Annotated in this window: 15 protein-coding genes; 5 read left to right on the top strand and 10 right to left on the bottom strand. The window is 71.8% G+C overall.

Annotated elements, in window-relative coordinates; translation table 11 throughout:
• Positions 1-80 precede the first annotated feature (80 nt).
• From ACZ6R6_RS31800 to ACZ6R6_RS31765, 8 genes are all read right to left on the bottom strand, one after another.
• Positions 81-401 (bottom strand): MGMT family protein, encoded by a 321-nt coding sequence (locus ACZ6R6_RS31800; RefSeq protein ID WP_306864228.1) that lies wholly within the window; start codon positions 399-401, stop codon positions 81-83.
• Entirely contained in the window at positions 389-757 is a 369-nt protein-coding gene (locus ACZ6R6_RS31795) for a hypothetical protein (RefSeq protein ID WP_306864226.1), read from the bottom strand. The genes ACZ6R6_RS31800 and ACZ6R6_RS31795 overlap by 13 nt, the downstream gene beginning before the upstream one ends.
• Before the next feature lie 126 nt (positions 758-883).
• Entirely contained in the window at positions 884-2,119 is a 1,236-nt protein-coding gene (locus ACZ6R6_RS31790) for a S8 family serine peptidase (protein WP_470099574.1), read from the bottom strand.
• Positions 2,113-3,072 carry a hypothetical protein gene (locus ACZ6R6_RS31785; protein ID WP_470099572.1) on the bottom strand — a complete coding sequence of 320 codons (960 nt, stop codon included), beginning with the start codon at positions 3,070-3,072 and terminating at the stop codon, positions 2,113-2,115. Before ACZ6R6_RS31785 ends, ACZ6R6_RS31790 begins: the two co-directional genes overlap by 7 nt.
• 126 nt (positions 3,073-3,198) lie before the next feature.
• On the bottom strand, positions 3,199-4,431 hold the full coding sequence (locus tag ACZ6R6_RS31780) for a S8 family serine peptidase (protein ID WP_470099570.1): 1,233 nt from the start codon (positions 4,429-4,431) through the stop codon (positions 3,199-3,201).
• Positions 4,425-5,159 carry a hypothetical protein gene (locus ACZ6R6_RS31775; RefSeq protein ID WP_470099568.1) on the bottom strand — a complete coding sequence of 245 codons (735 nt, stop codon included), beginning with the start codon at positions 5,157-5,159 and terminating at the stop codon, positions 4,425-4,427. The genes ACZ6R6_RS31780 and ACZ6R6_RS31775 overlap by 7 nt, the downstream gene beginning before the upstream one ends.
• 143 nt (positions 5,160-5,302) lie before the next feature.
• The gene (gene moeZ, locus ACZ6R6_RS31770; RefSeq protein WP_470099566.1) at positions 5,303-6,484 is read right to left on the bottom strand and encodes an adenylyltransferase/sulfurtransferase MoeZ; all 1,182 of its coding nucleotides are present in this window, start codon (positions 6,482-6,484) and stop codon (positions 5,303-5,305) included.
• A gap of 77 nt (positions 6,485-6,561) precedes the next feature.
• Entirely contained in the window at positions 6,562-7,476 is a 915-nt protein-coding gene (locus tag ACZ6R6_RS31765; protein WP_470099564.1) for an alpha/beta fold hydrolase, read from the bottom strand.
• Positions 7,477-7,770: 294 nt separating this feature from the next.
• Here ACZ6R6_RS31765 and ACZ6R6_RS31760 point away from each other — a divergent pair, with 294 nt between their 5' ends.
• A complete protein-coding gene (locus ACZ6R6_RS31760; protein ID WP_470099562.1) occupies positions 7,771-8,094 on the top strand; it encodes a hypothetical protein in 324 nt (107 codons plus the stop codon).
• Positions 8,095-8,462: 368 nt separating this feature from the next.
• Here ACZ6R6_RS31760 and ku read toward each other — a convergent pair whose 3' ends face one another.
• Positions 8,463-9,365, bottom strand: a complete 903-nt coding sequence (gene ku / locus ACZ6R6_RS31755; protein WP_470099560.1) for a non-homologous end joining protein Ku — start codon at positions 9,363-9,365, stop codon at positions 8,463-8,465.
• A gap of 196 nt (positions 9,366-9,561) precedes the next feature.
• On the opposite strand from ku, the gene ACZ6R6_RS31750 reads away from it, so the two are divergent.
• The 3 genes from ACZ6R6_RS31750 to ACZ6R6_RS31740 all read left to right on the top strand — a co-directional run bounded on the left by ACZ6R6_RS31750 (position 9,562) and on the right by ACZ6R6_RS31740 (position 10,909).
• Positions 9,562-9,870: a hypothetical protein gene (locus tag ACZ6R6_RS31750; RefSeq protein WP_470099558.1), complete on the top strand. Its 309-nt coding sequence runs from the start codon at positions 9,562-9,564 to the stop codon at positions 9,868-9,870.
• A gap of 84 nt (positions 9,871-9,954) precedes the next feature.
• A complete protein-coding gene (locus ACZ6R6_RS31745) occupies positions 9,955-10,584 on the top strand; it encodes a TetR/AcrR family transcriptional regulator (protein WP_470099556.1) in 630 nt (209 codons plus the stop codon).
• A 94-nt stretch (positions 10,585-10,678) separates the two neighbouring features.
• Positions 10,679-10,909: a DUF3107 domain-containing protein gene (locus ACZ6R6_RS31740; protein WP_306864199.1), complete on the top strand. Its 231-nt coding sequence runs from the start codon at positions 10,679-10,681 to the stop codon at positions 10,907-10,909.
• Between the two features lie 379 nt (positions 10,910-11,288).
• On the opposite strand, the gene ACZ6R6_RS31735 is transcribed toward ACZ6R6_RS31740, so the two are convergent.
• Positions 11,289-11,939 carry a ferritin-like fold-containing protein gene (locus tag ACZ6R6_RS31735; protein ID WP_470099554.1) on the bottom strand — a complete coding sequence of 217 codons (651 nt, stop codon included), beginning with the start codon at positions 11,937-11,939 and terminating at the stop codon, positions 11,289-11,291.
• Positions 11,940-12,304: 365 nt separating this feature from the next.
• Here ACZ6R6_RS31735 and ACZ6R6_RS31730 point away from each other — a divergent pair, with 365 nt between their 5' ends.
• A complete protein-coding gene (locus ACZ6R6_RS31730) occupies positions 12,305-14,194 on the top strand; it encodes a DEAD/DEAH box helicase (RefSeq protein WP_470099552.1) in 1,890 nt (629 codons plus the stop codon).
• Positions 14,195-14,218: the final 24 nt, after the last annotated feature.

Raw genomic sequence — 14,218 nt, 5'->3', positions numbered from 1 at the left:
TGCCGGTGGCCATGGGGGAGGCACCGCCTTTCGGACAGACCGCTGTCCTAGGCCATGTTAGTGGGCCGCGCTGAAGCCGGTTACGCCGTGCTTTCCGGCATCCCGTCCCATCGCGCCGAGCGCATGTCCGCGCGGGCGCCCCTCAGCGGGGTCCGCTCCTGCCGCCACTGCGCCAGACACCGCTGCTCGTGACCCGGCGGCGGGGTCCCGTCGGCGTGCACGACACGCCACCAGGGCACGCCTCCACCCCAGGTGGACATGACTTTCCCGACCTGGCGGGGGCCTCCCTCGCCGAGGTATTCGGCGATGTCGCCGTAGGACATCACCATCCCGGGCGGAATGCGCTCGACCAGGTCGAGCACCCGCTCGGCGTACGGGGGCGGGTGGCCTACTGGCTCCATACGGCTGGCCCGGCCGCGAGGATCTCGTCGAGTTTGCCGAACTCGTAGGCCGCCGAGCCGTTCAGCTGCTCGACGAGGCCGTCACGGATCGCGTAGGACTCCCCGTCCTCGCCGACCAGGCGCGCGCCCAGCAGGGCGGAGACCCGCGCCAGCTGGGCCACCTGCCAGTCGGATCCGGGCGTGCCGGACAGGCCGCCGTTCCAGACGGCTATGGCGTGAACGGCCCCGTCGTGGCGGGCCAGGACCTCGCCCACCTCCTGCGAACCGCGGAACTCGAACCCCGCCTGCCCCAGCACTGTCGCGAGTTCCGCGAAGGCGAGAGGCGCCGGGCGCTCCACGCGCAACTCGTACCCCATGAGGGGCGACCCTAGCGAACATCCGGCGGTCCTCCGACCGCCGGGGCCGTCATCCGCCCCACCGCGTCCGAACAGTGTCCAAAAAGCGTTCCAATCGATTCAACGCCCCGCTGCCCCGCGCCCGGCTCACGGCCACGGCCCGGCCTGCCCGTCCGCCCGTTCCCGGGCCGCCGGAGCCGCCGGCCCCGACCGCCGGGTGAGCATCACCACGGCCCCGCCGAAGGCCAGCAGCCCGCCGATCAGGCCCGCGCCGTACAGACCGAGCCGGAACGGGTCGGGGCCGGGCCGGGCGGGCTCCCGGGACAGGGATCCCGCGCCGAAGTGCTGGACCGCCGGCGGGGACGCCTGCGCCGTACGGCTCATCAGCTCTCCCGCCCTGGCCAGCGCCGCTCCGGCGTCGACGACCCCGAATCCGACGTGGTCGTCGTATCCGGCGGCGGGGGCGGATGTGGCGGTGGAGGTGAGGGCCCGCGAGACCAACTGCGGCGGGATATCTGGATATTTCGCTTTTATGAGTGCGGCGATCCCCGCAACCAGTGCCGCCGCGGCACTGGTGCCCTCCGCGGAGCGGTAGCCGCCGCCCGGGATCACCACCGGTATGTCCACGCCCGGCGCGGAGACCAGCACCGACAGGTTGTCGCTGCTGAAGGGGGCCGGCCGGCCCGTCACGTCGACCGCGCCCACCCCGATGACCCCGGAGTATCCGGCGGGGAAGTTCCAGAAGGAGGTGGCGTTGTCGAGGGAGTGCTCGGAGCCTCCGTCGTTGCCGACGGCCGCGACCAGCACCACGCCCCGCGACAGCGCGTAGGAGACCGCCTCGCGCTCGGCCCTGTGCGGCCCGTAGGCGCCCAGGGACATGCTGACGACCTTGGCCCCGTGGTTGGCGGCGTAGCGGATCGCGCGCGCCACCGGGCTGTCGGTCTGCGTCCGCAGGTCCGCCTCCGGCTGGACGGCCCGGTTGTCCGGCCCGCCCCGCAGGACCAGCGGCAGCGACAGGATCCGCGCCTCGGGCGCGGTGCCGAGGAGGCCGTCGGCGCCGTTGCCCGCCCCGGCGATGAGCGAGGCCATCGCCGTGCCGTGCCAGACCGCGTCGGGCCCGCCCTCCGCGGGCTGCGCCGAACCCATGTCGGGGCCGGAGACGACCCGGCCGCGCAGCTCCGCGACGCCGCCGTCCACCGTGCTGTCCACCAGGGCCACGGTGACGCCCGCGCCTTTGGTGGTCTTCCATGCCTGCTCGACGTTCATCGCCTCCAGCACCCAGCGCTGGTCCGCGCGCGCGTCGGCGGCGCCCACCGGGGTGGCGACCGTCAGGGAGAGAGCCGCCAGGGCGCCCGCCGCCCAGGCCCGCCGCCGCCTCAACACACGTTTCCCTGGGTGCACTGCGGCACGGCGCTGGGCTCGTCGCCCAGGGCACGGGCGATGCGCCCGGCCACCGCCTGCGCCGCCGGCCACAGCTCGCTGTGCAGGATCTCCTCCGGGGAGATCGACGCGCGGGTGCGCCCGTCGCTGTAGCCGGCGGTGGAGAAGACGACGTAGGGGCCGGCCGCGACCCAGGCGTTGCGCTGCCGCTGGGCGGCGCCGAACAGCTCGCTGGGCGTGCCGGGGAAGGCCACCGGCCGCACCCCCACGCGGTCGTCCACCGGCAGTTGCGCGGTCGCGGCGATCCGCGTCTCCTCGTCCTGGAGCACCGCGACGCCCACGGTGATGACGAACGTGGAGGTCTGGTCCACGTAGGTGGCCCGCAGCAGCGTGCGGCAGCCGTACTGGGCCAGGACGGAGCCCGTCGAGGCGTCCACGCCGGACCTGCAGGGGACCTCGGGGGCGAGGCCGACCCGCCGGGCGTACTGTTGGGCCCGGCCGAGGCCGATGTACTGAAGCTCCGTGGGGAAGACCAGGTCGGTGGACCAGGCGTGCCAGCGCCTGGCGATGTCGTCCTTGATGTAGCGGGCCTGCTCGGCGGCCGTGAGCGGGCGGGCGGCGGTCTCCCGGAGCAGCCCGACCGCGCCGGTCAGCACGTCGCTCGCGCCGATCGCCAGGATCGTGCCCATCAGGATCAGGAAGATCGTCCGGAACCGGATCCCCTGCTCCAGGGTGGCGCGCTCGGCACGCTCGGCCGCCAGGCGGTCACGGCCCGCCGCGGGCCAGGCCCGGACCCGGACCCGCCGGGCGACGGCGCCGGACGGGGAGACCCGCCGCACCCGGGCGCCGCCCGCGCGCGGCGTCCAGGAGCCGGGCGGCGGGCGGCCGTCACGGGCGGGAGACGCCGAGGCCTCCGGTCGCCGTCCTGGCTCCTGGGGCCGCTCCGGCTTCGACATACTTCGATGCTACGTCGCAGGGCGTCGCCACCCTATCGTCGGAGTGCGTTTGTGATGTCACGGTCCGTGAGAGCCGGCCGCGTCCGCGCGCCGGGGCCGGAGACCGTCACGGGCGACCCGGCGCCCTCACGGGGCCGGGACCGGGGCCGGGGGCTCCGCCGCGGACCGGGCCGCCGACCGCGCCCGCCCCACCAGCACGGCGATCACCGCCAGGGACGCGACCGCGCCGAGCCCGGCGGCCGCCGCCACCCCTCCGTACACGGCGATCTTGTGCTGGTCCCGGTGGATCACCTGCACCGGCGCCACCCCCCGGCCCAGCGGGCGTGCGGGGTCGTGGCCGCCGGGGCCGGCGGTGAGGGTGTGACGGGAGATCCTGGCGGCCTCGGCGAGTGCCCGGGGGGCGTTGACGACGCCGAAGCCCATGCCGGTGTCGTAACCCCCGCTCGGCCGCCGGACCGCTCCGGTGGTGAGCGCCTGCGCGACCAGCGCGGGCGACATTTTCGGATATTTCGCTTTTATCAGCGCGGCGACGCCGGAGACCAGCGCGGTCGCCTGGGAGGTGCCGCGGCCGACCCAGTATTCGTCGCCGGGGCCCGCGCCGAGGATGTCCACCCCGGGCGCGGCCACCAGGACCGAGGGGTTCCAGTTGGAGAAGGAGGCCCGGCGCAGCCCCCGGTCGGCCGCGGCCACCGAGACCACCCCCGGGAAGGCCGCCGGGTAGGAGTAGGGGGCGTAACCGGTGGAGTCGGGCTTGCCCGCCCCCTCGTTGCCCGCCGCGGCGACGAGCACGACCCCCCTGGAGATCGCGTAACGGACCGCCGCGCGCTCCTCCTTGGTCGCCAGCTCCTTGGAGATCGACATGTTGATCACGTCCGCGCCGTGGTCCACGGCGTATCTGATCCCCCTGGCCACCACGTTCTCGAACCGCTCGGCAGTGTTGAACTCCCGGAATCCCGGCTCCTCGTCCTCCAGGATCACCCGGACCGACAGCACCTTCGCCCTGGGCGCGACCCCGATCACCCCGTCCGCCCCGCCGGGGCCGTGCCCGTGCCCGGCGATGAGCGAGGCCATGTAGGTGCCGTGCAGCCGCAGGGGGGCCACTCCCGGCGGGTTGGCCCCCGCGGTGAAGTCCTTGCCCTCGGTCACCGAGCCGGCCAGGTCGCGATGGGCGGGGTCCACCCCCGAGTCCAGCACCGCCACGGTCACGTCCCCGCCCATGGAGGTCCGCCAGGCGCCGGGCAGGTCGAGGGTCCGCAGCACCTGACGCTGGCTGCCCCGGACGTCGTCGGCGTGCGCGGCGGGCGCCGCCCCCAGCGCGATCACGGCCAGCGCCCCGACGGCGCCCGCCCACCTCAACATCGCCATTCCTCCGAGACGCAGTCGGGCCGCACGGGCGTGGACAGGTCGGCGAGGACCCTGTCGGCGATGTCGCCGGTGAAGGCGAACATGGTCGGCCGCTGCTCCCCCACCGCCCTGGCCGGACGGCCGTCGACCTGGCCGACCGTGGTCATCACCACGTACGGTCCGGCCTGCCGCACCAGGCTGTTCTGCCGCCCCGCCGAGGTGAAGCGGTCGGTGACCGTGCCGGGGAAGGCCAGCGCCTTCAGCCCCGGGGAGGGACGGCCGCCCCTGGGCAGCGCCGCCTTGGCCGCGGCCGCGCCCGCCTCTCCCGGGAAGGCCGCGACGCCGACGGTGACGACGACGCCCTGGAGCGCGTCGAGATAGGTGGCGCGCAGGATGCCCCGGCAGCCCGCCCGGCGCAGCGCCTTCCTCAGCTTGGCGTCCACCCCCCTGTCGCAGCGGGTCTCCGGCGAGATGCCCACGCGGCGCGCCTTCTCCTCGCCGCCCTGCTCGGCGGCGTAGCTGATGGTCTCGGGGAAGACCCGCCCGGCGGGCCACACCTGCCAGCGCCGGGCCATCTCACCGGCGGCGGCCCGCTCCAGCTCCGCCACGCTCGGACCGCGGGTGAGCTCCGTCCCCGCGATGCTCGAAGCCACCCCGGCCACCACCGCGCAGGTCAGCGTCAGCACGGACGCCGCGACCAGCATCGGCCAGGCAGGCCGCCGCTGACCTGGGGCTCCGTTCACGCCTCCGACCTTAATGCGGCGAGGAGGGTGTCATCCGCCGTTCCGCCCAGATCAGCCGGATTCGAAGGCACTTGGGGGGCGGAATGACACGACGCCCCGCGGAGCGGTGCTCCGCGGGGCGTCGGCGGTGGCCGGTATGGGGGTCAGTAGCTCGGCAGGCTCGGGTCGACCGTCTTGACCCAGCTCAGCACGCCGCCGCCCACGTGGACGGCGTCGGAGAAGCCGGCGTTCTTGACGATCGCCAGGACCTCGGCGGACCGGGCGCCGGACTTGCAGTGCAGGACGATACGCTTGTCCTGGGGGAGCTTCTCCAGCGCGGAGCCGTTGAGGAACTCACCCTTGGGGATGAGCACGGCGCCGGGGATGGAGACGATCTCGTACTCGTTCGGCTCGCGGACGTCGATCACGTAGATGTTCTCGTCGGCGTCCTGCATGGACTTGAGCTCCGTCGCGGTGATCGTGGAGCCCGAGGCTGCCTCCTGGGCCTCCTGGGAGACCGCGCCGCAGAACGCCTCGTAGTCGTCCAGGAGCTGGGTGACCGTCGGGTTCTTGCCGCAGAGCACGCACTCGGGGTCCTTGCGGACCTTGACCGAACGGTAGTTCATCTCCAGGGCGTCGTAGATCATCAGCCGGCCGACCAACGGCTCACCGATGCCGGTGAGCAGCTTGATGGCCTCGTTGACCTGGATGGAGCCGATCGAGGCGCAGAGCACGCCGAGCACGCCGCCCTCGGCGCAGGAGGGGACCATGCCGGGGGGCGGGGGCTCGGGGTAGAGGCAGCGGTAGCAGGGGCCGTGCTCGGCCCAGAAGACGCTCGCCTGGCCGTCGAAGCGGTAGATCGAGCCCCAGACGTACGGCTTGCCGAGCAGGACGGCCGCGTCGTTGACCATGTAGCGGGTGGCGAAGTTGTCGGTGCCGTCCACGATCAGGTCGTACCGGGAGAAGATCTCCATGACGTTGTCGGTGGTCAGCGCCACGTTGTGGACGACCACGTCGACCAGCGGGTTGATCTCCCGGACGCTGGCCGCGGCGCTCTCGGCCTTGAGGCGGCCGACGTCGGACTGGCCGTGGATGACCTGGCGCTGCAGGTTGGACTCGTCGACGACGTCGAAGTCGATGATCCCGAGCGTGCCCACGCCCGCGGCGGCGAGGTACAGCAGGGCCGGCGAGCCCAGGCCACCGGCGCCCACACAGAGCACCTTGGCGTTCTTCAGGCGCTTCTGCCCGGCCATGCCCACGTCGGGGATGATCAGATGGCGCGAATAACGGCGCACCTCGTCGACGGTCAGCTCGGCTGCCGGCTCTACCAGCGGTGGCAACGACACAGTTCCACTCCCGTTTCAGGGCGTCTTGGCGGTACGGCTGGGCACAGCACGCACCACTCACAACCTAACGCGGTGCCTCAGTCATTCCCAATCGGGACGGGAGCAGTCTCACCTATCAGACGCCGGGCCTCACGGGCCACCCTTCCGGGCAGTTCCATCTGCGCCACGTGCCCGGCGTCGGGCAGCAGCACCAGCCGCACGTGCGGGAAGGTCCGTCCGGCCCGCGCGGCCATGCGCGGGTTGACCAGCCGGTCGTGGCGGCCGTGGACGACCAGCGTGGGCGCGGTCACCTGGGCCGCCTGCCGCCACAGGTTCTCCGCGCCGCGCCTGAAGTATTCGGCGACGATGCCCCGGGCCGAGCCGACCAGCGCGGCCGCCGCGTACGGCAGGCCGTCCCTGCGGCGCAGCTCCTCGGCCGCCTCCCGCAGCCGCTCCGGGTGGAGCCGGCCGAGGTCGGCGTAACACATGGCGAGCGTGGCGTTGAGCCTGCGCTCGGCCGGCAGGGCGGCCAGCTGCGTCGCGGCCCACTCGCCCAGCCTCGGCACCGCCGACAGGGCCACCCGCGCCGGACCGTATCTGGGCAGCAGGTCGGGCAGGGCCGGCGAGATGAGCGTGAGGGAACGGACCAGCTCCGGGCGGGTCGCGGCGACCCGCACCGAAACCGCGCCGCCCAGGGAGTTGCCGAACAGGTGGACGGGCCTGGTGGCGACCCGTTCGATCAGCGCGGCGACGGTCCCGGCGTGGGCGCCGACCGAGTAGTCGCCACCGGGCGGCTCGGGCGAGTAGCCGGATCCGGGCAGGTCGACCGCGTGGCCGGTGACCACGTCGGACAGCTCGCCCATCAGATCGGTCCAGTTGGTCGCCGAGCCCGCCAGGCCGTGCACGTAGACGGCCGTCTCGGCGGGGCCGGGCGGGGTCGAGCGCACATGGACACTCCGCTCCCCCAGCTCGATCAGCTCACCCGGCCAGCTCGGAATCGGCTCGACACTCACACATCCTCCTTTGTCCACCTTTGTCCGCCTTCCTTTAACGATAGCCCCCGCCGTGCAGCCCGTACACAAATGCGACATTAAACGCATTCCACTCCAAAACTCACAGATAAAGTCCAACATCATCAATAAACGGATAAGGAGATAGTAAAAGCCGCTAATCTCCGTTTGTCACCCGACATGCGAGGAAATCAAGACAACCAGGGATGGACCATTAGCGACCATCCCGGGGCATTCTCCGATCACTCCGGAAAATGTCTTAAACGGGGCAACCGATCCTTTCAAGGGGGAAACGCAATGCCCAAGTTCAAGAGTGTCATCGCAGGTCTCGCTCTCAGCACGGCGATGGCCGGTGGCGGCGCCGCTCTCGGCGGTGTCACCACTGCGGCCAACGCCGCCGCCGGTGCGACCACCACCTCCATCGCCTCCTTCCAGGCCAACTGGGGCTGGGCGGGCTGCGGCTGCCACCGCCGGTGGCGTTGCGGCGGCTGGGGCGGCTGGCGCGGCAACCGCCACTCGTGCCACCACCGTCACCAGCGTCACAAGTTCAACATCAACATCAACAACAACAACAACAATGAAGAGGACGCCCAGAACGACAACAACAACAACAACGTCTAGCCTTCCGGGCTGGACGCCGGACCGGGGTCGCGCTCGGCTCTGAGCGCGGCGGGTGGTCGAGACAGCTGACCGCCCACGCCCCGATCCACCGTTGTTGCCCGCTCCGGGCCCACGGCGGGGCAATGGCTTCGGGCCCACGGCGGAGGAGCGGGGTGCCCGTGTCCACCGGGATCGCGATTCCCCACAGGGAGCCGTGATCACGCGGAGGACACGGGCACTCGAAAGGCGGTTTTCCGGGTCTTCGATTCTCAGCCGGCACGTGAAATCGCTTTTCTCGGCATTCCAGGTGAGGGCTCCAGGCTTTCGGGCCTGGAGCCCTCATTTCGCGGAGAAGCCGGTCTCCGGCGTCACGGCGTCCGTCCGCCCGTTCACGCCGGACGGCGCGTATTCCGTTTACGGGGAGCCTTTTCCTTTTCTCCGGCCCTTCCGGTGTTTCCGGCCTCTCCGGTGTTTCCGGCCTCCCCGGCGGCGGGCTCCCGCACCGGAGCCGTGCCACGGCGGTCTTTCTTGGCCGCCTCGACGCTGGCGCGGAGGGCGGCCATCAGATCGGCCGGCGGCCCCTCTTCCACCGGGACCTCGGCGGGGACGATCTCCCGGCCGGCGACCTTCGCCTCGATGACCTCGTGGACCGCCTCCCGGTAGGCGTCCTTGTGGGCGGAGGGGTCGAAGTCCGCGACCATCGCCTCGATCAGCGACTCCGTCATCCTCACCTCCTGCGGCCGGACGTCGACGCCCTCCTCCAGGAACGCGAAGTCCGCCGGGCGCACCTCGTCCGGCCAGAGCATGGTCTCCAGCACGAACACCCCCTCGCGGACCCGGAGCGTCGCCAGGGACTCGCGCTGCCGCAGCGCCACCTTGACGACCGCCACCAGCCCCGAGCGCTCCAGCGCGTCACGGAGCAGCGCGTACGGCTTGACCCCGACGGCGTCCGGCTCCAGGTAGTAGGACTTGTCCAGCAGGATCGGGTCGATCTGGTCCGCCGGGCTGAACTGGAGCACCTCGATCCTGCGCGAGGTGGACAGCGGCAGGTCCTCGAAGTCGTCGCCGGCGAGCACGACCATGTCCCCGTTGGGGAACTCGTAGCCCTTGGCCACGTCGGCGAACGAGACCTCCTCCTCGCACACCTGGCAGAACCGGCGGAACCTGATCCGGCCGCCGTCCTCCCCGTGCACCAGGTGGAAGGTGACGTCACGGCGTTCCGTCGCGCCGAACAGCCTGACCGGGATCGTGATCAGCCCGAACGAGACCGTGCCTTTCCAGATGCTCCGCATGACGACCCCCTGCCTTGGAGTTACCCGTCAAGTTTCGCGCACATGTTCGGAAATGGCGCCAAGTAACTGCAAACACTCACCAACCGGGCAGGTACCCCTCATGGCAGACCCGATGCCATGCCTTTCTCAGCAGGCGGGACCCGACGCCGTACGCTTGGCGATGTCCGGTGTTCGCAGGAGAACGGAAACAGAGCGGATGTCAGAGATGGATGTGCGCGACGACAGCCTGCACGGGGAAGAGCCCGAGGACGCCCGCTCCGAGGAGATCGGGATCGAGGCGCCCGAGGCCGACGCGGCCGAGCAGCACCGCCGGGCAGGCGACGACGTCGGCGACTGGCCCGGGGAGACCTCGCCCGAGGCGCCCGAGGCCGACGTGGCCGAGCAGCACCAGTCGGTGGACGCCGACGGCCCCGAATGGCCCGACCACATCCCGCTGGAGGCCGACCCCGCCGACACCGCCGAGCAGAGCCGCACGGTGGAGCTGGACGAGGACGACTACCGTTGACCCGGGTCACACGGCTATCGCTGACCCGAGTTACCCACGCGTAGGATGATTCACGACAGCAGGAGCACCCGCAAGGAGAACGCCGTGACCGCTACCCCGGACGCCAAGCCCCGGGGCACCCGGCTGCCCCGAATGGCCCGTCGCCGCCAGCTGCTCAGCGCGGCGCAGGAAGTGTTCGTGGAGAACGGCTACCACGCGGCCGCGATGGACGACATCGCCGAGCGGGCCGGGGTCAGCAAGCCGGTGCTCTACCAGCACTTCCCCGGCAAGCAGGAGCTCTACCTGGCCCTGCTCGACCTCCACGTGGACGACATGATCGCCCGCTGCCGCGACGCGCTGGCCTCCACCACCGACAACAAGCAGCGCGTCCAGGCCGCGATCGGCGCCTTCTTCGACTTCGTCTCCGGTCAGGGCGAGGCGTTCCGCCTGGTCTTCGAGTCGGACCTGCGCAACGTCGCCCCGGTCCGCCAGCGCATCGAGCGCAACCTCCGCGAGAGCGCCGAGATGATCAGCCAGGTCATCCAGGAGGACACCGGCTGCTCAAGCGACGAGGCACGGCTGCTGGGCGTCGGCCTGGTCGGCATGGCCGAGGTCAGCGCCCGCTACTGGATCAGCAGCAACGGCTCCATCCCCAAGGACGCCGCCACCCAGCTCATCGCCCGGCTGTCCTGGCGCGGGATCTCGGGCTTCCCGCGCACGAACGCCGACCACTGACCGACACCTCTGTTCGCTTGACGCGATCAACCGGCGCGTCGCGCGCCCGATGAGGCGACCATGGGACGAGCAACCCTCGTCGAAAGGGAGCACTATGGAAATCAAAATCGGCGTGCGTTCCGTGCACCGTGAGCTTGTAGTGGAGACCGACCTGTCGGCCGAGCAGGTCGAGGAGGAGCTCGGCAAGGCCATCACCACCGAACGCGGCGTCTTCGGCATCACCGACAGCAAGGGCCGCAGGGTCCTCGTCCCGATCTCCTCACTCGGCTTCATCGAGATCGGTGAGGACGAGCCCAGGACCGTCGGTTTCGGCGGCACCCTCTAGACCCCGTACGGCTCGCGCCAGGCCGTCCCCTGCGGCCATGGCGCGGGTCCGGGGCGCCGGGCGCGCGGCGGGCTCAGCCCGCGCGGCACCCGTCCCGCTCGCCCAGCCCGCAGCAGCGTGGCCGGCGGGCCCGGCGGACGCGGTGCCGCCCCAGGGTCATGGCCGGACAGTCGTCGCCGCCCCTGCGTAACACGGCGCGCGAAGTCCAGCGGTTCGGCCCACATCTCGTCAAGGAACTGCCGTAGCGGCGCGAGGCCCTCATATCTCGCACGTTACAACCGTTCGGCGCCTTCACGCTGCTCGATCAGCAGACCTGTCCGCAGACGCCCCCGCCCACCCCGGCGGAGCGGCCGTCCGCCGGCCCGCCCGCCCCTGCGGATCAGGGCCCCGGGGTCAGTCCCATGGCGGCCATCCGCCTGCCGTGCGCCTCCGTCAGCCGGGCGAACATCCGGCCGATGTCCTCCCCCGCCGCCTCCACCAGCAGCTCGGCGAGCTCCGGCCGGGCCGCGGCCACGTGCTGGCCCTGGCTCAGCGACTCTCCCACCAGCCGCCTGGCCCACAGCGCCAGCCGCCCGCTCAGCGTGGGGTCCTCCTTGATGGCCGCGCCGACCCGCTCGACGGCGAACTGCGACCGCCCCTCGTCCGCGAGCACCTCGTCGACGAGCCGCCGCGTCTCGGGGTCCACGCCGGCGGCGGCCTCCCGGTAGAAGTCGAGCGCGATCCCGGTGCCGACGTACGCCTTGACCAGCGCCTCCGGCCAGTCTCCCGGGGTGGTCTGGGTATGCCAGTCGTCCAGTGGCCCGACGAACGGGGCCATCGCCTCCTCCGGATCGATCCCGAGCGAGGCGATCCGGTCGTGGAGCAGCCGGAAATGGGCGTATTCGGTGGCCGCCAGGTCGCCGAGCGCGGCCCGGTCGGCCAGTGACGGGGCGTGCCGCGTGGCATCCTCGGCAAGGCGGAGGAAGGCGGTCAGCTCCGCGTAGGCGAGCACGCCGAGCAGATCGGCGACGCCGGCAGGGGAATCACTCATGAAGGCAGCCTACGAGTTGACTGACCCGGCGATTCATCAGGAATACTAAGAAATCGGTTCCGCGTTGTGGTATCGAGTACACTGCTCTGAGAAAGTGCGACCGCACTGTGTTAATCCAGGAGATCTGCTCCCGGACGCCCCCAAAGTCGGCATGACGCCGCAGCGGTCGCTGATGACATGAGAGGGCTGGCCCTTCCACGAGGACCCGGGCACGGGGATTTTTGCGTCCGTGGTCCCGACAGGCTTGCCTTCAACGGAGATTTAGGCAGGCCAAGCTGACGACGTTCCGAGACCTCGGAGTCACACCAGAGATCGCCGATGCCCTCGAGACCGAGGGCATCATCACGCCGTTCCCGATTCAGGAGATGGCACTCCCCCTGGCCCTCAACGGCCAGGACATCATCGGCCAGGCGCGCACCGGCACCGGCAAGACCTACGCCTTCGGCGTGGCGATGCTGCAGCGTGTCGGCAAGCCCCGGAAGAACCGCAAGAAGCCCCGCGGGCTGGTCGTCGTGCCGACCCGCGAGCTGGCCGTCCAGGTCACCGAAGACCTGGTGACGGCCGCCGGCAAGCTCGGCTCGCGGATCCTCACCGTCTACGGCGGGCGCGCCTACGAACCCCAGATCGAGGCGCTCAAGCAGGGCGTCGACGTCATCGTCGGCACCCCGGGCCGCCTGCTCGACCTGGTCAAGCAGAAGCACCTCGACCTCGGCCAGATCGACGTGCTCGTCCTCGACGAGGCCGACCGCATGCTCGACCTGGGCTTCCTGCCCGACATCGAGCGCATCATCAAGCTCATCCCGGACAAGCGGCAGACGATGCTGTTCTCCGCGACCCTGCCGGGCGAGATCGTCGCCCTGTCCCGGCGTTACCTCACCCGCCCCACCCACGTGCGGGCCGAGAACCACGACGCCGAAGCCGAGGCCACGCCGCAGACGACCCAGTTCGTCTGGCGCGCGCACCGGATGGACAAGATCGAGATCGTGGGCCGCCTGCTCCAGTGCGAGGGGCGCGGGCTCACGATGATCTTCTGTGAGACCAAGCGCGCCTGCGACATGGTCGTCGACGAGCTCAAGAGGCGCGGCTTCGCCGCCGCGGCCGTCCACGGAGACCTGGGTCAGGGCCAGCGCGAGCAGGCTCTGCGGGCCTTCCGCAACGGCAAGATCGACGTGCTGGTCGCCACCGACGTGGCCGCGCGCGGCATCGACGTCGACGACGTCACGCACGTCGTCAACTACGACTGCCCGCAGGACGAGAAGGCCTACGTGCACCGGATCGGCCGCACCGGCCGGGCGGGCAAGACCGGCGTCGCGGTGACCTTCGTGGAGTGGGAGGACCTCACCCGCTGGAAGGTCATCAACAACGCGCTGTCGCTCGACTTCGCCGAGCCCGTGGAGACCTACTCGACCTCCCCGCACGTCTTCAGCGACCTGGGCATCCCCGAGGGCACCAAGGGCGTGCTGCCGCACGCCAACCGGTCCCGGGCGGGCCTGGCCGCCGAAGAGGTCGAGGACCTCGGCGAGACCGGGCGCGTCCGCTCCCGCGGTCCCCGCAGGGGACGCGAGGAGGAGCGGGAGGAGCGGCGCGAGCGTCCCGCCCGCGCTCCCCGGGAGCGCCGCCGCACCCGCGGCGGCCGGTCGGGCGAGGAGGCGGCGGAGACCGTGCAGGACGTGCGGGCGGAGGAGACGGCCGTCGAGGCGGCGCCGGTCGAGGAGCCCAAGCGCCGTCGCACACGTGCCGGCCGTACCGCCGAGGAGACTCCGGCGCCGGCCGCGGCCCAGGGGATCCAGAGCCCGCTCGTCGAGCTCGCCGAGGTGGAGGTGGATGTGACCTCTCGCAAGGACGACCGTGACGACCGGTCCGCCGAGACCGCGCCCCGCCGGGGCCGGACCCGCAGGGCCGGGCTGAACCCCGAGGTGAGCCTCACCGAGGGCGCCGGGGCGCAGGCTCCCGACGGACCCGCTGCGGAGCAGGCCGACAGGCCGCGCCGCAGGCGTGAGCCGGTGGCCGAGGTCCCGCAGTGGGAGGAGGAGCCCGTGTCCGACCGCTGGGACGACGAACCCGCCGAGGCGCCCGCGCCCCGCCCGCAGCCGGAGAAGATCATCCCCCCGAGCCCGTTCGCGGTGATCTTCCAGTCACCGGACCTGGCGACGGACGACGACGAGATCGCCCCGTCGGCGGCCTCCGAGCGGGCGCAGAGCCGCCGCCGCCCGCCGAACCGAGGCCAGCAGCGGGGCGCACGCCGCCCGAGCTGACCGTACGGAAGGGAAGGGGCGCGA

It is taken from the genome of Streptosporangium sp. NPDC048886 (genome assembly GCF_055586905.1).
This window is presented reverse-complemented; position numbering and strand designations above follow the sequence as displayed.